The sequence below is a fragment of the Microbacterium sp. NPDC089695 genome (assembly GCF_044749085.1).
In the GTDB taxonomy this organism is placed as follows: domain Bacteria; phylum Actinomycetota; class Actinomycetes; order Actinomycetales; family Microbacteriaceae; genus Microbacterium.
Map to the genome: position 1 here is coordinate 1,560,104 of NZ_JBIVHG010000001.1, position 16,156 is coordinate 1,576,259.

Genomic DNA, 16,156 nt, shown 5'->3' on the forward strand with positions numbered 1-16,156 from the left:
CGGTAGAGTCGCAGCATGTCTGCCACCAGCGTGCTGTTCATCGGAGGGACGGGGATCATCTCCTCGGCGGCCAGCGATCTGGCCGCTCGTCGCGGCATGGAGGTGACGCTGCTCAACCGCGGGCGCTCGCGCCGCGAGCCCGCCGACGGCATCGAGGTGCTGACGGCCGACGTGTCGGATGCCGCGGCGGTCGACGCCGCGATCGCGGGCCGCGAGTTCGACGTCGTGGTCGACATGATCGCGTTCACCCCGGAGCAGGTGCAGCGCGACATCGACCGCTTCGAAGGGCGCACGGGGCAGTACGTGTTCATCAGCTCGGCGTCCGCATATCAGAAGCCCGTCGCGCGCCTGCCGATCACGGAGTCGACGCCGCTGCGCAATCCGTTCTGGCAGTACTCGCGCGACAAGATCGCGTGCGAGGACCTGCTGACCGCCGCCTACCGCGACCGCGGCTTCCCCGTCACGGTGCTGCGGCCGTCGCACACGTACGACAAGTGGACGATCCCGGCTTTCGGAGGATGGACGGCGATCGACCGCATCCGCCGCGGCGAGGAGATCGTCGTGCACGGCGACGGCACCTCGCTGTGGACCCTCACGCACTCGAGCGACTTCGCGGTCGGCTTCGTGGGGCTGCTCGGCAACACGCTCGCCTCCGGCGACACATTCCAGATCACGAGCGACTTCGTCTACACGTGGAACGAGATCTACGGGATGCTGGGGCGCGCCGCCGGCGCCGAACCGCGTATCCGCTACGCGACGAGCGCGGCGATCGAGGCGATGGCGCCCGAGCGGGCGGGGCAGCTGACGGGCGACATGACGCACTCGGTCGTGTTCGACAACTCCAAGATCCGACGCGTGGTGCCCGACTTCGCGCCCGTCGTCGGATTGCACACCGCGGCGCGGGAGATCATCGACTGGCACGACGCGCACCCCGAACTGCAGCGCGTCGACCCCGCGACGGACGCGCTGTTCGACCGGCTGCTCGGCTAGACCTCGGCGAGAACGGCCAGCACGTTGCCGGCGGGATCGCGGAACCAGGCGATGTCGGGTCCCTGGCCCGGCTGGCCGTGCGAGATGCCCTTCTCGTCGGTGCCGAGCTGCGGGTCGTCGTAGATCTTCGTGACGACGCCGCGGGCGTTGAGCTCGTCGACCGCGGCGTCGACTTCGGCGACCGGGAAGTTGAGGATCGTGAAGCTCGCGGGCGTGTGGTTCGGCTTGGCGTACACGAGGATCGACCCGCCGTCGCCGAGGCGGATGTCGAGGAATCCCATGTCGTTGGTCCGGACGTCCATGCCGAGCGTGTCGGCGTAGAAGGCTCGGGCGGCGTCGATGTCGTCGACGCTGAAGCCGCTGAATGCGTGGGTGCTCTGGAATGCGGTCATGCGTTCAGCATGCGCTCCTCCCGGGCGGCTGTCCATCGGGGCGGAGAATACATAACTTCCGCGTGGAGGTTTCTGCTAGTCTGACCGCGGGCAGAATGCGCTGCCCATCCCCGAAGGAAGACGAAGGAAGGTCACCGTGGCCCTGCCAGAAGCATCGGTCCAGCTGTACACGCTCGCGGCGGAGTTCTCCGCCGACATGGGAGGCTCGCTCGACAAGCTCGCCGCGATCGGGCTGCGCAACGTCGAGGCATTCGACTTCGTGCGTCGCCCCGATGAGATCCGCGCCGCGCTCGACGCCTCCGGCTTGGTCTCGCCGACCGGTCACGCCCCGCTGCTCTCCGACGAGCTATGGACGCCCGACGGCTCGATCCCCACGCCCGCGCCCGAGGTCGTCTTCGAGGCCGCCGCGAAGGTCGGCATGAAGACCGTCATCGACCCGTTCGTCGCGCCCGAGCGCTGGTTCACGCTCGAGGGCGTCACCGACATCGCCGATCGCCTCAACGCGCTGACCGAGACCGCCGCGAGCTTCGGCCTCGAGGTCGGCTACCACAACCACGCGCAGGAGTTCGTCGAGAGCTTCGACGGCGAGACCGCCTACGAGCGCTTCGTGGCGCTGACCGACGAGCGGGTCGTGCTCGAGCTCGACCTCTACTGGGCGCTCGTCGGCGGCCAGGATGTCACGGCCCTCGTCTCCCGTCTCGGCGACCGCCTCGTCGCCGCGCACGTCAAGGACGGCGTCGCGCCCGAGAAGAACCCCTTCGCGCCCGGCGCCGAGGAGTTCGGCTCCGACAGCCTCGACCAGCGTCACGCCGGCACGGGCGACGTGCCCCTCGCCGACTCGCTGCGCGCGGCATCCGCCCTCAAGTACGCGATCATCGAGTACGACAACGCCCCCGGCGACGTGTTCGCCGACATCGCCGCGAGCTACTCCTTCCTCATCGAGGGCGGGTTCGCCCGATGAGCGCGGTCGGCATCGGCATCATCGGCGTCGGCGTCATCAGCGACACCTACCTGCAGAACCTCGCATCGTTCCCCGACACCGAGGTGCTCATCGTGGGCGACCTGCTGCTCGACCGCGCCCAGGCGCAGGCCGAGAAGTACGGCGTCCCCGCGTTCGGCTCCGCCGACGACGTGCTCGCTCACCCGGGCGTCGACCTCGTGATCAACCTCACGATCCCCGCCGTGCACATCGAGGTCTCCCGTGCCGCGATCGCCGCCGGCAAGCACGTGTGGACCGAGAAGCCGCTCGGGCTCGACCGCGAGGGCGCAGCCGAGCTGCTGCGCGAAGCGGATGCCGCGGGTCTGCGCGTCGGCTCGGCACCCGACACGCTGCTCGGCCCGGGCTTCCAGGCCGCGCGTCGTGCGATCGACAGCGGCGTGATCGGCCGTCCGCTGTTCGCACAGACCGTGTTCCAGACGCAGGGCCCCGACCTGTGGCACCCGAGCCCCGCGTTCCTGTTCGCGCAGGGCGCCGGTCCGCTGCTCGACATGGGTCCGTACTACTTCTCCGCCCTGGTGAGCCTGTTCGGACCGGTCGACCACGTCGCCGCGGTCGGATCCAAGGCGCGCGAGGAGCGCGAGATCCACACGGGTCCGAACGCCGGGACGACGTTCCCGGTCGAGGTGCCCTCGACCATCCAGATCGTCACGGCGTTCGAGGCCGGCGCCCAGGCGCAGAGCCTGCTGAGCTTCGACTCGGCGCTCGAGCGCCACGGCATCGTCGAGATCCACGGCACCGACGGCACGATCGTGATCCCCGACCCGAACACGTTCGCCGGTCGCATCGCCTACGTGAAGCCGCTCGGCGTGATCCGTGACGGCATGTCGTTCCAGCAGGAGTGGATCGAGATCGAGCACGCCGACCTCGAGGTCGGTCGCGGTCTCGGCGCTCTCGACATGGTGCGTGCGATCGCGGAAGGCCGCCCGCACGTGGCATCCGGAGAGCTCGGCTTCCACGTGCTCGACGTGCTGCTGTCGGCGCAGGAGTCGGCCGCCACGGGTGCTGCGGTCACCGTGGAGAGCACGGTCGCCCCCGTGCCGTTGCTGCCCGAGGGCTTCGATCCCTTCGCCGCGACGCTCTGACGAGCGCACACTGCGCGAAGCGGGCCCGTCGACGTCGAGTCGGCGGGCCCGCTTCGCTGTTCGCTCTGCGACGTTCCGTCGTCGCTCAGGCGGAGTCGTCGCCCGCGAGGAGGGCGTCGAGCATCTCGAGTGCCGCCTCATGGTCGACGGAGGGGTCGAGCAGCCACTGCGTCTGCAGGCCGTCGGATGCCGCGATGACGAGTGCGGAGACGAGGTCGGGATTCAGGTCGGCGCGGAGCTCGCCGATCTCCTGGAGCTCGCGAACCCTCGCGGCCATCTCGATGCGCAGACGCGAGAAGCGGTGCGTCGCGAACTCGTAGGCGGCGGAGTGCCCCTCCTCCAGGGCCGAGGCGACGAGCGTCGAGTACAGCTGCACGAGGCCGGGGATGTTGCGGTTCTCCTCGGCTGAGACGCGCATCATGCGTGCAGGGCTCATGCCGGGCGGCTCCGGCTTCTCGACATCGGACCGCCGCTCCGACTCGCGGTACACCGCGACGAGCAGCTCCTCCAGTGAACCGAAGTAGTGCGTGAGGGCCGCGTGCGTCACGCCGACCTCCTGCGCGATCGCGCGCAGGCTGGTGCGTTTCGCCCCCCGCGTCGCGAACACCTCGATCGCCTTGTCGAGGATCTCCTGTCGGCGCGCGATGCCCTTCGCGTAGCGCCCTGGACTGCGGGGCCCGTCGGCGGAAGGAGCGGTCATGCTCCGATGATAGCGAGGATCGACGCCAAAACCTCCATTCGGAGGTTACTGTCTCGCAGCCGAGAGATCCCTACGGACCCACCCGGTTCAGCAGTTCCTCGCCCGCGGTCAGACGAGCGACGTTGTCGTCGATCAGCGCACTCGCACCGATCGGGCGGTTGCCCGCCACGTGCGGGGTCAGGATCAGGTTCGGCGCCTCCCACAGCGGGTCGCCCGCGGGAAGAGGCTCGACCCTCGTGACGTCGAGCGCGGCCACGCGCAGGCGTCCCGATTCGAGCGCGGCGATCAGAGCGGGCTCGTCGACGGTCGCTCCGCGTCCCACGTTCACGAACGCGGCCCCGTGCTTCAGGGCATCGAACACGTGGGTGTCGAACAGCGCGTCGGTCTCGGGCGTCGCGGGCACCAGCGACACGAGCACGTCGGTCTCGGCGAGCACGTGCGCGGCATCCGCATCCGTGTGCACCGTGAACCCGGCGCGGGTGCCGGCGCTGCGGGCGATGCCCTGGACCTCCGCGCCCAGCATCCGCAGCACGGGCGCGAGGGTCGCGGCGATCGAGCCGAAACCCCAGATCGTCACGCGGGCGCCGGCGAGGGTGTACTGCGCGCGAGTCGACGAGGCGCTCTGCAGGTCGTTGTACTCGGCGTCCCAGCGCCGCTCGTCCTGCGCGTCGCGCAGCCCGTCGAGCCGACGCACCGCGGCGAGGATCAGCGCGAGCGCGTGCTCGGCGACCGGCCCGTCGTGCAGCGAGCGCCCCGAGCAGATGGGCACGTCCGCCGCGAAGCCGGAGCGCAGCACGACGTCGGCCCCGGCGGCCAGCGCCTGCACGAGTCGCAGCCGCGGGAGGTCGCGGGCCGCCTGCTCGAGCTGCGCGCCCGCGTTGTGCCACACCACCAGAACCTCGGCGTCGCGGTGCTCGACCGGGATCTCGGAGCGGACGTCGTACACGACGGCATCCACGTCGCCGGCGAGCGACAGGTCGAGGGTGTCGGGGATCAGGATCTTCATTTCGCCTCCGCCTCCACCGTATCGAGATCCCGCACGTGCGTTTCGCTCGGCCTCGTGCGCTCCGCTCGGCCGGACTGCCCGAATCCGGCCGAGCGAAGCGGAGTTCTCCGAGTGAAGTGGCGCGGCGACGTCAGGAGAGGATCGCGGATGCCTGGCGCGCAGCGCCCAGGGCGACGTACTCGCCCGGCTCCGGCACCTCGACGGGCAGGCCCAGCACCTCCGGGGCGATGCGACGCACCGCCTCGGACTGCGCGCCGCCGCCGATCAGCACAGCGCGATCCAGAGGGATGCCGAGCTCCCGCAGCGCATCGAGTCCGGCGCCGAGGCCCCGCAGCATCCCCTCCACCGCGGCCCTGGCGAGGTTCTCGCGGGTCGTGGATGCCAGGGTCATGCCCGACAGCGTCGCAGTGGCGTCGGGGAGGTTCGGCGTTCGTTCGCCCTCGAAGTACGGCAGCAGTGCGAGCCCGGCGGCTCCGGGTGCGGCCGCCAGTGCGAGGGCGCTGAACTCCTCGTGCGAGACGCCCAGCAGTGCGGCGGTCACGTCGACGACCCGTGCGGCGTTGAGCGTGGCGATGAGCGGCAGGAAGTGCCCGGAGGCGTCGGCGAAGCCCGCGACCGTGCCCGAGGGGTCGTGCACGGCGTCGCGGCTCACGGCGAACACCGTGCCGGAGGTGCCGATCGACACCACGACATCGCCCGGTGCGGCGCCCAGGCCGAGGGCGGCGCCCGCGTTGTCGCCCGCGCCGGGTCCGACGCGCCGGCCCCCGGCATCCGTCACCCACTCCGTCGGTCCGAGCACGCGCGGCAGCACGGCGTCGCGGCCGAGCGCCGCGATGAGGAGCTCATGGTCGTACTCGCCTGTCGAGGGGTTCCAGTAGCCCGTCCCCGACGCGTCGGAGCGGTCGGTCACGAGCTCGTCGAGCACGGGGTTCTCGGGGCCGAAGCCCCGCAGGCGCCAGGTCAGCCAATCGTGCGGCAGGGCGACGGCGGCGACCCGTGCGGCGTTCTCGGGTTCGTGATCGCGCAGCCAGCGCAGCTTGGTGATCGTGAACGACGCGACCGGCACGAGCCCGGTGCGCGCGGACAGCTCCTCGGCGCCGAACTCCGCGACCAGGTCGGCGGCGGCGCCGGAGGACCGCGTGTCGTTCCACAGCAGGGCATCGCGGATCACGCGCCCCTGCGCGTCGAGCGCGACCATGCCGTGCTGCTGACCGCCGATCGACCACGCGGCGATGTCATCGAGGGTTCCGGCATCCGCGATCGCCGTCTGCAGCGCCTGCCACCAGGCCTCGGGGTCGACCGAGGTGCCGTCGGGGTGCGACGCGCGACCGGAGCGCACGACCGCTCCGGTCGCGGTGTCGACGACGACGGCCTTGCACGACTGGGTCGACGAGTCGACTCCGAGAACCAGGGGCATGTCGCTCAGCGTGCCCCGAGCAGGTGCTCGGTCGCAAGCTGCTGCAGACGCACGAAACCGAAGCCGCGACCGCCGAAGTAGGCGTCGGCGTCGAAGTCCTCGTAGGCGGCCCGGTCGGCGAGGAGGTCGTCGTACGACTCGCCGGCGCCGAGGGTCGGCGTGGAGAGATCGTCGACGCGGGCAGCGGCCAGCGCCTCCTGCACCTCCGGGTCGGCACGGAACGCGGCGGCGCGCTCCTTGAGCAGCAGGTAGGTGCGCATGTTCGCGGCGGCCGACTCCCACACCCCGTTCTCGTCTTCGGTACGGCTCGGCTTGTAGTCGAAGTGGCGGGGGCCGTCGTATGCGGGGATGCCGCCGGGGCCGCCGTTCTCGAGCAGATCGACGAGCGAGAACGCGTTGTGCAGGTCGCCGTGGCCGAACACGAGGTCCTGGTCGTACTTGATGCCGCGCTGGCCGTTGAGGTCGATGTGGAAGAGCTTGCCGTGGAACAGCGCCTGAGCGATGCCGGCGGTGAAGTTGAGGCCTGCCATCTGCTCGTGCCCGACCTCGGGGTTCACGCCCACGAGCTCGGGGCGCTCGAGCGAGTCGATGAACGCGATCGCGTGCCCGAGGGTCGGGAGCAGGATGTCGCCGCGGGGTTCGTTGGGCTTCGGCTCGATCGCGAAGCGGATGTCGTAGCCCTTGTCGGTCACGTAGTCGCCGAGCAGGTTCACGGCCTCGCGGTAGCGCTCGAGCGCGGCGCGCACGTCTTTGGCGGAGTCGTACTCCGCCCCCTCACGGCCGCCCCACATGACGAACGTGGTCGCTCCGAGCTCGGCCGCGAGGTCGAGGTTGCGCAGCACCTTGCGCAGCGCGAACCGGCGTACGGCGCGGTCGTTCGAGGTGAAGCCCCCGTCTTTGAACACCGGGGCGCTGAACAGGTTGGTGGTGACCATGGGCACGACGACGCCGGTGTCGGCGAGGGCGCCTTTGAGACGGTCGATCTGCGTCCGGCGCTCGACCTCGGTCGACCCGAACGCGAAGAGGTCGTCGTCGTGGAAGGTTAGGCCGTACGCGCCGAGCTCGGCGAGCTTCTCGACAGCGTGCACGACGTCGAGCGCGGGTCGGGTCGGGCCGCCGAACGGGTCGGTGCCGTTGTAGCCGATGGTCCAGAGACCGAAGGAGAACTTGTGGTCGCGGGTGGGGGTGGGCATCGTCGCTCCTGCACAGATGATCGAATAAGTTGCGAGAGACAACATAACCGAAGACGCCGACGCCGTCCACCCCTTACAGTGAGGGGATGCCGTCACCGACGAGCCCGGGCACGGGCACCCGCCCGCACAACCTCGCCCGCCTCCTGCGACTCGTGCACGAGCAGGGCGCGCAGTCCCGCGCCGAGCTCACCGAGACCACGGGGCTCAACCGCTCGACCATCGCCGACCTCGTCGCCGAGCTCGTGCGTCTCGGCCTCGTGGGCGAGAGCGTGCCCGATGTCGCCGGCCGCGTCGGCCGCCCGTCACCCGTCGTCACGGCATCGTCGCGGGTCGTCGCGATCGCCGTGAACCCCGAGATCGACGCGACCGAGATCGCTGCGGTCGGCCTCGACCGCAGCATCCTGGTGCGCGAGCGCATCGTGCACGACGCGGTGCCGACGTCCGACGAGGTCGCGGCCGTGATCGCCGACCGCATCGCCGCCTGGCGCGACGGCGCGCTCGCGCAGGCGCGCATCGAGGCGGTCGGCATCGCCGTGCCGGGGCTCGTGCGCGCGAGCGACGGGGTCGTCCGCAACGCCCCGCACCTGCGCTGGACCGATGTGCCGCTGGCCGACCTCGTGCGGGAGGCGACCGGCATCCCGGTCTCAGTCGACAACGACGCCACGCTCGGAGCGATCGCGGAGCACCGTTACGGCGCCGGGCGCGGTATCGACGACGTCGTGTATCTCAACGGCGGAGCGTCGGGCATCGGCGGCGGGCTCATCATCCACGGCATTCCCGTGACCGGCGCCGGTGGCTACGCGGGGGAGTTCGGGCAGAACCGCCCCCGAATCTCCGACGACGCCGATCGTCGCACGCCCGACGGGGTGCTCGAGGCCGAGGTCAGCCGACGCCTGCTTCTCGACGCGGCGGGGATCGACCACGCCGACGACGAGATGCTCGCCGACGCGCTCACGGCATCAGAGGCGCCGGCCGTGGTGCGGGAGGTCGAGAGGCAGAGCCGGGTGCTCGCGAGCGCGCTGGCCAATGCGGTGAACGTGCTCAACCCGGCCGCGGTGGTGCTGGGCGGATTCCTCGCGACCCTCGCCGACATACGAGGCGAAGCTCTGCGTGACGATGTCGCCGCGCTCGCGATGGCGGAGAGTGCGGAGGGACTCGACGTTCGCACGGCCGCTCTCGGCGCCGACCGCCTTCTCATCGGCGCCGCCGAACTCGCGTTCGCCGCACTGCTCGCCGACCCTGCCGAGCGCATCTGAGCGGCCGATCGCATCGGGCATGGATGATCGGGCGCCGCGCTCTCCACGGGCCGCACCATGGTGGGGAAAGGAGGACCTCATGATCGGAACGCTGAACGCCCTGATCGATCGCATCGAGCAGGTGCCGGGCGAAGAGCTCGACATCGACGGGTTCGCGCGCAGCGAGGGCACCACCGAGTACCACCTGCGTCGGATGTTCTCGGCACTCGCGGGCATGCCGCTGTCGGAATACATCCGTCGACGGCGCATGACTCTCGCAGGCGCGGAGCTGGTCGCGGGAGCGCCGAACGTTCTCGACGTCGCCGTGCGATACGGGTACGGATCGGTCGAGGCTCTCGGCCGCGCTTTCCGTGCCGTGCATGGCATCAGCATCGTCGACGCGCGCCGAGACGGTGGTCCTCTCCGCACACAAGCGACGCTCCGGTTCCGCCTGAGCGTCGAAGGGAGGAACCCGATGGACGTCACCATCACCACCGCACCCGAGCTCGTCCTCGTCGGCCACGCCGTCGAGGTGCCGCTCATCCACGAAGGGGTCAACCCGCACATCCAGGAGCACGTCGCCGCGATCGCGCCCGAGGAGAACGTGCGTCTGAAGGCGTTGAGCACCGCCGAGCCGCGCGGCATCCTCGCCGTCACGGGCGACATCGCCCCGGATGCGCCCGAAGGCACGATGCTCACCTACCTGCACGGCGTCTCGACGGGGGAGGCGGCGGAGCCGCCGGTCGGCCTCGACGTGATGCGTGTCGGGGCGGGATCTTGGGCCGTGTTCGCATCCAGCGGGCCGTTCCCCGAGACGCTGCAGAACCTCTGGGCCGCGACCGCGACCGAGTGGTTCCCGTCGAACCCGTGGCGATTGCGCCCCGGGCCCTCGATCGTCCGCTACCTCGAGTTCACCGGCACGCACGCCTCGTGCGAACTCTGGCTGGCGGTCGAGCCGGCCTGACTCTCGGGCGGGCGGGCGGGCGGGTTCGGTTCGGGGTCCGCCCGCCCGATGTCGGCGCAGCGTGCGACACTGAGCGCACCGGATCCGCTGATCAGGAGTCGCCATGCCGATCGACCCGAAGAAGACGCTCGACGCGTACCAGGCGAAGCGCGGCGAGTTCCGCATCCTCGAGGTGCCGCCCCTGCGGTACATCATGGTCGACGGCGCAGGCGATCCGAACACCGCGCCCGAGTACGCGGATGCTGTGTCGGCGCTGTTCCCGGTGGCCTACACGCTCAAGTTCGCGGCGCGGGCACAGCTCGGCGTCGACACGGTCGTGATGCCGCTCGAAGGTCTGTGGCACGCCCCCGACATGGCCTCGTTCACGTCACGGCGCGACAAGTCCGCGTGGCTGTGGACCATGATGATCCTGGTCGGCGACCACGTCACCCCGCAGATGTTCGCAGACGCGGTCGACACGGTGGAGGCGAAGGCCGCGAAGAAGAAGGAGCAGCCGCCGACGGCCCTGCGTTCGGTGCGTCTCGAGACGCTCGACGAGGGTCTCAGCGTGCAGACGCTGCACGTGGGGTCGTACGACGACGAGGCGCCGGTGCTCGCCGAGATGCACGAGCGGTTCATCCCCGACAACGGTCTGCGGATGACGGGACGGCACCACGAGATCTACCTCGGCGACCCGCGCCGCACCGCCCCCGAGAAGCTGCGCACGATCCTGCGTCAGCCGGTCGATCGCCCCTGAGCACCGATATCCTGCTCGGATGACGACAGCGAAGTCCGCGGCGCGCGAAGCCCGGCGTTCCGATGCGTTCCGCCGGGTCGCCCGCGCCGGCTTCGTCGTGGTCGGCCTCGTGCACATCATCATCGGCGCGCTCGCCGTCTCGATCGCGTCGGGCGCGGGCGGCGATGCGGATCAGGACGGCGCCATGGAGCAGATCCGCTCGACACCGGTCGGTGGTCTCGTGCTGACGGTCGTCGCCGCCGCGCTCATCGCACTCGCGGTATGGCAGGTCGTGAGCGCACTCGTCGCGACGGGCGGCGAGGTGAAGAAATGGGGGCAGCGCATCAAGCTGTTCGGCATCGCGATCGCCTATCTCGTGATCGCGGGCCTCGCGTTGATCTACGCCTTCGGCGGTCATGCGGAGTCCGAGACGTCGTCGAAGACCCTCAGCGCGGTGCTGCTCTCCACGCCGGGCGGCGTGTTCCTCCTGATCGCGATCGGCCTCACGGTCGTCGGCGTGGGCATCGGCTTCGTCGCCAGCGGCGTGACCACGGGATTCCGCAAGATGCTCGATCTCCCCTCGGGGGCGGGGCGCCCGCCGATCGTCGTGCTCGGCGTCGTCGGGTACGTCGCGAAGGGCATCGCGGTGGCCGTCACCGGCATCCTCTTCGTGGTCGCGGCGTGGACGGGCGATCCCGACAAGTCCGGGGGTCTGGATGCCGCGCTGCGCAGCCTCGCGGACCTGCCGTTCGGGCGCGTGATCCTGTGGCTCGTCGGTGCGGGGCTCGCGGTGTACGGGGTCTTCTCGATCGTGCGGGCCCGCTACGCCCGCATGTGAGCTAGGTCGTCGTCCGCGAGGCGGACTCTGCGCGAGATCACCGAAGTACACTGAGTACACAGGAGTACACAAGGAGGTCTTGTGAGCGAGCCCAACCCCACCCAGCGCCGGCGCAGAACCTCCGCACCTCATCGGGCGGACCGGCCTCCTCGATGAATTTATCTACGGGCTCCGGATCCGAACCGGCGCCCCCGGTCTGCTGACCATCTTCACGGGGGCCAGAGGCATCGGCAAGACCGTCATGCTGGGTGAGGCAGAAGACGCCGCGCTCTCTCAGGGGTGGGTCGTCGTCTCCGAGACGGCGACCAAGGGCTTCTTGGGTCGTATCGGTGAAGCAATGCGTGCCGCCGGCGAAGAGTTGGGAGGCGGCCCGGCGACGCGCCGAATCACCGGGATCAGCGCCGCGGGCTTTTCCATCACCACGCAGTTGCCGCCCGAGCAGCAGACGAGCTGGAGGCGGATCGGAGAGGATCTGCTGCGACACCTCGACGATCGCGGGACCGGGCTGGTCATCACCCTCGATGAGATCCACGGCGCAGATCGCGACGAGTTGGCGCAACTGGCTGCCTCGGTGCAGCACTTCATCCGCGAGGGCCGTCCCATAGCACTCGTGTTCGCGGGGCTGCCCGCAGCTGTCTCAGACCTCCTCAACGAGGGAGTTGCGACCTTCTTGCGACGTGCGGATCGCATCGATCTCCACGGCGCTGCGATCGATGAAGTCGAGAGTTCGTTCACGGCGACTTTCGCGAAGCTGAGCCCACCCCTCGCCGGTCATCTCATCCGAATGGCCGCTGAGGCGACCGGTGGATACCCGTTCCTCATCCAATTGGTCGGCTATCACCTGTGGCAAGTGGCTGAGTCCACGGATCGCCCGCTCGCTTCGGATGACGTCGAGGTCGCGTTGGTGGCTGCCCACCGCAGACACGCAAGGATGGTCCTCGACGCCGCTCTGGCGACGGCGTCGCCCAAGGACCTTCAGTTTCTGCATGCGATGTCGGAGGATGACGGGCCTGCGACGACCGCGGAGATCGGTCGTCGACTCGGCGACAGGAAGAACACCATCGGCAACTACAGGGCCAGACTCATAGATGCGGGACTCGTGCAGCCAGCGGGTCGCGGGCGACTCGACTTCGCGCTGCCCGGTCTGCGCGAGCACCTTCGGCAGATGTGACGCTAGGTCGTCGCGGGTTTCTCGCTCCAGACGAGCAGGAACGCACCGAGTGCGATCATCAGCCCGCCGCCCGTGGCGCCCATCGCCTCGATCCGACGCGGTGAACGGCCGAACCATTGCCGTGCCGCACTCGCGAGCAGCACCCAGATCGCGTCGCAGGAGACACCGATCGCCACGACGATCACGCCGAGCACGAGCAGCTGCATCGGCACGGATCCGGCGTGCAGATCGACGAACTGCGGGAGGATCGCGAGGAAGAACGCGATCGACTTCGGGTTCGTGACCCCGACCACGAAGCCCTCGACGAGCAGGCGCAGACCCGACCGACGCGGCTGCGGGCCGGTCGCGACCGCCGCGGCATCCTTCCGATGGCGGATCGCCTGGATGCCGAGGAAGACGAGGTAGCCGGCGCCGAGCACCTTCACGATCGTGAACAGCACGACCGACTGGGCGATGACCGTACCGACGCCGAGGGCCACTGCGAGCACGAGCACGAGCGACCCGACCGCGGTGCCCAGGATGCTGAGGAAGCCGCCGAGCCGCCCCAGCGCCATCGCGCGGCCGATCGTGAACAGCACCGTGGGTCCGGGGATCACGACCATGATGAACGCCGCGACGACGAAGGTCGCGAGGGTGTCGCCGCTGAACATGGTGCGAGCCTAGCCCGCGCCCCGGACGGCGCGTCAGATGAGAAGCTAGAAGGATGAGCACTCTCCGGTCTGCCGACGTCCCGCTGACGGATGCCCCGCTGACGGATGCCGAGGTGCGGCGCCTCCGAGAGGACTTCCCGATCCTCGGGGTCGAGGTGAACGGGCATCCGCTGTCGTACCTCGATTCCGGCGCCACCTCGCAGCGGCCGCTCGCGGTGCTCGACGCCGAACGCGAGTTCGCCACCACGCTGAACGCCGCCGTGCACCGCGGAGCGCACACCCTCGCCGCGGAGGCGACGGAGGTCTTCGAAGACGCCCGCGCGACGGTCGCACGGTTCATCGGCGCCGACGAGGGCGAGATCGTCTGGACCTCGAACGCCACCGAGGCGGTCAACCTCGTGGCCTACTCGATCTCGAACGCCTCGCTCGGGCGCGGGGGAGAGGCCGCCGCGGGTCTGCGGATCGGCCCGGGCGACGAGATCGTCACGACCGAGATGGAGCACCACGCGAATCTCATCCCGTGGCAGGAGCTCGCAGCCCGCACAGGGGCGACCCTGCGCGTGATCCCGCTCGACGGCCACGGGGCCCTGCGCCTCGACGTCGCGGCCGAGCTGATCGGCGAGCGCACCCGGCTCGTCGCGTTCACACACGTGTCGAACGTGCTGGGCGTGATCAACCCCGTGGATCGGCTCGTCGCGCTCGCGCGTGCCGCCGGAGCCCTCGTGCTGCTCGACGCCTGCCAGTCGGCTCCGCACCTGCCCCTCGACGTCCGCGCGCTCGACGTCGACTTCGCGGTGATCTCGGGGCACAAGATGCTGGGGCCGTCGGGCATCGGCGCGCTGTACGGGCGTCGCGAGCTGCTCGAGGCCATGCCGCCGTTCCTCACCGGCGGCTCGATGATCACGACGGTCACGACGACCGAGGCCGCGTACCTGCCGCCGCCGCAGCGGTTCGAGGCGGGCACCCAGCGGGTGTCGCAGGCGGTCGCGCTCGCCGCGGCGATCGACTACCTCACGGCCGTCGGGATGCCGCGCATCGCCGCGCACGAGACGGCCCTCGGTCGACGGCTGGTCGACGGGCTCGGCGCGATCGACGGCGTCCGCGTGCTCGGCGCCGGCATCGACCTGCCGCGGGTGGGACTCGCGAGCATCGACGTCGCCGGCATCCACTCCCACGACGTGGGCCAGTACCTCGACGACCTCGGCATCGCCGTGCGCGTCGGGCATCACTGCGCGCAGCCCCTGCATCGCCGCCTGGGCGTCACCTCGTCGACGCGCGCGAGCACGTACCTGTACACGACCGGGGCCGAGGTGGATGCCGTGATCGACGGCGTCGCCGGGGCCATCCGATTCTTCGGGAGGGGCGCATGAGCGACCTGCAGAACCTGTACCAGGAGCTCATCCTCGACCATTCCCGCACCCCGCACGGGTTCGGCCTGCGCGAGGAGATCGCGGCGCAGTCGCACCAGGTCAACCCGACGTGCGGCGACGAGGTCACCCTGCAGGTGCACCGCGCGGCCGACGGCAGCGTCGAGGCGATCGCGTGGGAAGGGCACGGCTGCGCGATCTCGCAGGCGTCGGCCTCGCTGCTCGCCGAACTCGCCGAGGGGCTCACGGTCGACGATCTCGAGGTGAGGATCGCGGCGTTCCGCGAGGCCATGCGTTCGCGCGGAAAGATCGAGCCCGACGAGGAACTGCTGGGAGACGCCGCGGCGCTCGGCGGTGTCTCGCGCTACGTGGCGCGGGTGAAGTGCGCGATGCTCGCGTGGGTCGCCGCGGAGGATGCGCTGCACAAGGGCTGAACCGCGGTCGGCCGAGGGCCGCGCGCCGGATTCCGGGGCAGGATGGAGGAATGGCCGTGCAGCTGATCCCCCTCGACGAGAAGCGGTTCGACTCCTGGCGTGAGACGACGAGATCGCGACTGATCCGGTTGCGGCGCGAGTCGCGCATGCTGCTCGGCGACGATGCGGTCACTCATGCCGACGCGTTCCTCGCCGAACTCCTGCCTGCGGGCTGGGAGACCGAGACATCGTTGATCCTCACGGTCGTCGACGGCGGTTCCGAGATCGGGACCGTGTGGTTGGCGGCGAACGACGGCATCCTCTTCGTCGTCGACCTCGCGTTCTCGACGACTCCCGACGACGCGCAGCGCGACGCGCTCTTCGCAGAGCTCGCCTCGCTGGTCACGAGGCAGGGCGTCCATCGGCTGAGCATGGCTCTGTACGCGACGGATGCCGACGGACACGCGTTCCTGCAGGGGCGGGGCTTCGAGCTCGCATCCATGCAGATGATCCTCGAACCGCTGCCCGAGCGCGACGAGCAGCCGGGCGTCGAGCTGCATCCCATGACGGCCGAGCGCTTCGACTCGTTCGCAGCGCACTCCGAGGCGGCGTTCGCCGAGGACCTCGTCGCGTCCGGGCGGTACTCGGCGCAGGCCGCGGCGGTCGAGTCGCACCGGCAGATGGCGCTCGAACTGCCGGACGGCGTCGATTCGGCGGGCCAGCTGCTCTTCACGGCGCACGCGGACGGCGAGGAGGTCGGCATCCTGTGGCTGGGCGAGCGCACCCGCGACGGGCGCCCGCATGCGTTCGTGCTCGACATCGAGGTCGCCGAGACACAGCGTCGGCGCGGACGCGGTCGGGCGATCATGCTCGCCGCCGAGCAGGAGGCGCGGCGCATCGGCGCGGCGTCGATCGGCCTGCACGTGTTCGGCTTCAACGTCGGGGCGATCGCGCTCTACGAGAGTCTCGGATACCGACGGGTCGAGCAGAGGTTCCTGCGCACGGTGTGACCGACGGTGCAGG

Annotated in this window: 17 protein-coding genes; 11 read left to right on the forward strand and 6 right to left on the reverse strand. The window is 70.3% G+C overall.

Annotated elements, in window-relative coordinates; translation table 11 throughout:
• The first annotated feature begins 15 nt into the window (after nt 1-15).
• Nucleotides 16-990, forward strand: a complete 975-nt coding sequence (locus tag ACIPYT_RS07575) for an NAD-dependent epimerase/dehydratase family protein (RefSeq protein ID WP_401072198.1) — start codon at nt 16-18, stop codon at nt 988-990.
• On the opposite strand, the gene ACIPYT_RS07580 is transcribed toward ACIPYT_RS07575, so the two are convergent.
• Nucleotides 987-1,382, reverse strand: coding sequence for a VOC family protein (locus tag ACIPYT_RS07580; protein ID WP_401072200.1), 396 nt, complete (start codon nt 1,380-1,382; stop codon nt 987-989). The genes ACIPYT_RS07575 and ACIPYT_RS07580 overlap by 4 nt on opposite strands.
• Before the next feature lie 136 nt (nt 1,383-1,518).
• Between ACIPYT_RS07580 and ACIPYT_RS07585 the strand changes: the two genes are divergently transcribed.
• Both ACIPYT_RS07585 and ACIPYT_RS07590 read left to right on the forward strand, forming a co-directional pair.
• Complete coding sequence (locus ACIPYT_RS07585; protein WP_401072202.1) at nt 1,519-2,343, forward strand: sugar phosphate isomerase/epimerase family protein; 825 nt, start codon at nt 1,519-1,521, stop codon at nt 2,341-2,343.
• Nucleotides 2,340-3,464 (forward strand): Gfo/Idh/MocA family protein, encoded by a 1,125-nt coding sequence (locus ACIPYT_RS07590; protein WP_401072204.1) that lies wholly within the window; start codon nt 2,340-2,342, stop codon nt 3,462-3,464. Before ACIPYT_RS07585 ends, ACIPYT_RS07590 begins: the two co-directional genes overlap by 4 nt.
• Nucleotides 3,465-3,549: 85 nt before the next feature.
• Here ACIPYT_RS07590 and ACIPYT_RS07595 read toward each other — a convergent pair whose 3' ends face one another.
• The 4 genes from ACIPYT_RS07595 to xylA all read right to left on the reverse strand — a co-directional run bounded on the left by ACIPYT_RS07595 (nt 3,550) and on the right by xylA (nt 7,780).
• Complete coding sequence (locus tag ACIPYT_RS07595; RefSeq protein ID WP_401072206.1) at nt 3,550-4,164, reverse strand: TetR/AcrR family transcriptional regulator; 615 nt, start codon at nt 4,162-4,164, stop codon at nt 3,550-3,552.
• Nucleotides 4,165-4,234: 70 nt separating this feature from the next.
• Complete coding sequence (locus ACIPYT_RS07600; protein ID WP_401072208.1) at nt 4,235-5,170, reverse strand: NAD(P)-dependent oxidoreductase; 936 nt, start codon at nt 5,168-5,170, stop codon at nt 4,235-4,237.
• A gap of 130 nt (nt 5,171-5,300) precedes the next feature.
• Complete coding sequence (xylB, locus tag ACIPYT_RS07605; protein ID WP_401072210.1) at nt 5,301-6,587, reverse strand: xylulokinase; 1,287 nt, start codon at nt 6,585-6,587, stop codon at nt 5,301-5,303.
• 5 nt (nt 6,588-6,592) lie between these two features.
• A complete protein-coding gene (xylA, locus tag ACIPYT_RS07610) occupies nt 6,593-7,780 on the reverse strand; it encodes a xylose isomerase (protein WP_401072212.1) in 1,188 nt (395 codons plus the stop codon).
• A gap of 86 nt (nt 7,781-7,866) precedes the next feature.
• Here xylA and ACIPYT_RS07615 point away from each other — a divergent pair, with 86 nt between their 5' ends.
• The 5 genes from ACIPYT_RS07615 to ACIPYT_RS07635 all read left to right on the forward strand — a co-directional run bounded on the left by ACIPYT_RS07615 (nt 7,867) and on the right by ACIPYT_RS07635 (nt 12,703).
• Complete coding sequence (locus ACIPYT_RS07615; protein ID WP_401072214.1) at nt 7,867-9,036, forward strand: ROK family protein; 1,170 nt, start codon at nt 7,867-7,869, stop codon at nt 9,034-9,036.
• Between the two features lie 79 nt (nt 9,037-9,115).
• On the forward strand, nt 9,116-9,979 hold the full coding sequence (locus tag ACIPYT_RS07620; RefSeq protein WP_401072216.1) for a GyrI-like domain-containing protein: 864 nt from the start codon (nt 9,116-9,118) through the stop codon (nt 9,977-9,979).
• A 103-nt stretch (nt 9,980-10,082) separates the two neighbouring features.
• Nucleotides 10,083-10,715, forward strand: coding sequence for a GyrI-like domain-containing protein (locus ACIPYT_RS07625; RefSeq protein ID WP_401072218.1), 633 nt, complete (start codon nt 10,083-10,085; stop codon nt 10,713-10,715).
• A gap of 19 nt (nt 10,716-10,734) precedes the next feature.
• Nucleotides 10,735-11,532 carry a DUF1206 domain-containing protein gene (locus tag ACIPYT_RS07630; protein ID WP_401072220.1) on the forward strand — a complete coding sequence of 266 codons (798 nt, stop codon included), beginning with the start codon at nt 10,735-10,737 and terminating at the stop codon, nt 11,530-11,532.
• A 130-nt stretch (nt 11,533-11,662) separates the two neighbouring features.
• Nucleotides 11,663-12,703: an ATP-binding protein gene (locus ACIPYT_RS07635; protein ID WP_401074768.1), complete on the forward strand. Its 1,041-nt coding sequence runs from the start codon at nt 11,663-11,665 to the stop codon at nt 12,701-12,703.
• 2 nt (nt 12,704-12,705) lie between these two features.
• On the opposite strand, the gene ACIPYT_RS07640 is transcribed toward ACIPYT_RS07635, so the two are convergent.
• Nucleotides 12,706-13,353, reverse strand: coding sequence for a LysE family translocator (locus ACIPYT_RS07640; protein ID WP_401072222.1), 648 nt, complete (start codon nt 13,351-13,353; stop codon nt 12,706-12,708).
• 53 nt (nt 13,354-13,406) lie between these two features.
• Here ACIPYT_RS07640 and ACIPYT_RS07645 point away from each other — a divergent pair, with 53 nt between their 5' ends.
• The 3 genes from ACIPYT_RS07645 to ACIPYT_RS07655 are packed head-to-tail and all read left to right on the forward strand — an operon-like array spanning nt 13,407 to nt 16,143.
• Entirely contained in the window at nt 13,407-14,723 is a 1,317-nt protein-coding gene (locus ACIPYT_RS07645) for an aminotransferase class V-fold PLP-dependent enzyme (protein WP_401072224.1), read from the forward strand.
• Complete coding sequence (gene sufU / locus ACIPYT_RS07650) at nt 14,720-15,154, forward strand: Fe-S cluster assembly sulfur transfer protein SufU (RefSeq protein ID WP_401072226.1); 435 nt, start codon at nt 14,720-14,722, stop codon at nt 15,152-15,154. The genes ACIPYT_RS07645 and sufU overlap by 4 nt, the downstream gene beginning before the upstream one ends.
• 50 nt (nt 15,155-15,204) lie before the next feature.
• Entirely contained in the window at nt 15,205-16,143 is a 939-nt protein-coding gene (locus tag ACIPYT_RS07655) for a GNAT family N-acetyltransferase (RefSeq protein ID WP_401072228.1), read from the forward strand.
• Nucleotides 16,144-16,156 lie beyond the last annotated feature (13 nt).

Coding starts and splice junctions, on each gene's coding strand:
- ACIPYT_RS07575 (WP_401072198.1), top strand. CDS start 16: ATGTCTGCCACCAGCGTGCTGTTCATCGGAGGGACGGGGATCATCTCC.
- ACIPYT_RS07580 (WP_401072200.1), bottom strand. CDS start 1,382: ATGACCGCATTCCAGAGCACCCACGCATTCAGCGGCTTCAGCGTCGAC.
- ACIPYT_RS07590 (WP_401072204.1), top strand. CDS start 2,340: ATGAGCGCGGTCGGCATCGGCATCATCGGCGTCGGCGTCATCAGCGAC.
- ACIPYT_RS07595 (WP_401072206.1), bottom strand. CDS start 4,164: ATGACCGCTCCTTCCGCCGACGGGCCCCGCAGTCCAGGGCGCTACGCG.
- ACIPYT_RS07600 (WP_401072208.1), bottom strand. CDS start 5,170: ATGAAGATCCTGATCCCCGACACCCTCGACCTGTCGCTCGCCGGCGAC.
- xylB (WP_401072210.1), bottom strand. CDS start 6,587: ATGCCCCTGGTTCTCGGAGTCGACTCGTCGACCCAGTCGTGCAAGGCC.
- xylA (WP_401072212.1), bottom strand. CDS start 7,780: ATGCCCACCCCCACCCGCGACCACAAGTTCTCCTTCGGTCTCTGGACC.
- ACIPYT_RS07615 (WP_401072214.1), top strand. CDS start 7,867: ATGCCGTCACCGACGAGCCCGGGCACGGGCACCCGCCCGCACAACCTC.
- ACIPYT_RS07620 (WP_401072216.1), top strand. CDS start 9,116: ATGATCGGAACGCTGAACGCCCTGATCGATCGCATCGAGCAGGTGCCG.
- ACIPYT_RS07625 (WP_401072218.1), top strand. CDS start 10,083: ATGCCGATCGACCCGAAGAAGACGCTCGACGCGTACCAGGCGAAGCGC.
- ACIPYT_RS07630 (WP_401072220.1), top strand. CDS start 10,735: ATGACGACAGCGAAGTCCGCGGCGCGCGAAGCCCGGCGTTCCGATGCG.
- ACIPYT_RS07640 (WP_401072222.1), bottom strand. CDS start 13,353: ATGTTCAGCGGCGACACCCTCGCGACCTTCGTCGTCGCGGCGTTCATC.
- ACIPYT_RS07645 (WP_401072224.1), top strand. CDS start 13,407: ATGAGCACTCTCCGGTCTGCCGACGTCCCGCTGACGGATGCCCCGCTG.
- sufU (WP_401072226.1), top strand. CDS start 14,720: ATGAGCGACCTGCAGAACCTGTACCAGGAGCTCATCCTCGACCATTCC.
- ACIPYT_RS07655 (WP_401072228.1), top strand. CDS start 15,205: ATGGCCGTGCAGCTGATCCCCCTCGACGAGAAGCGGTTCGACTCCTGG.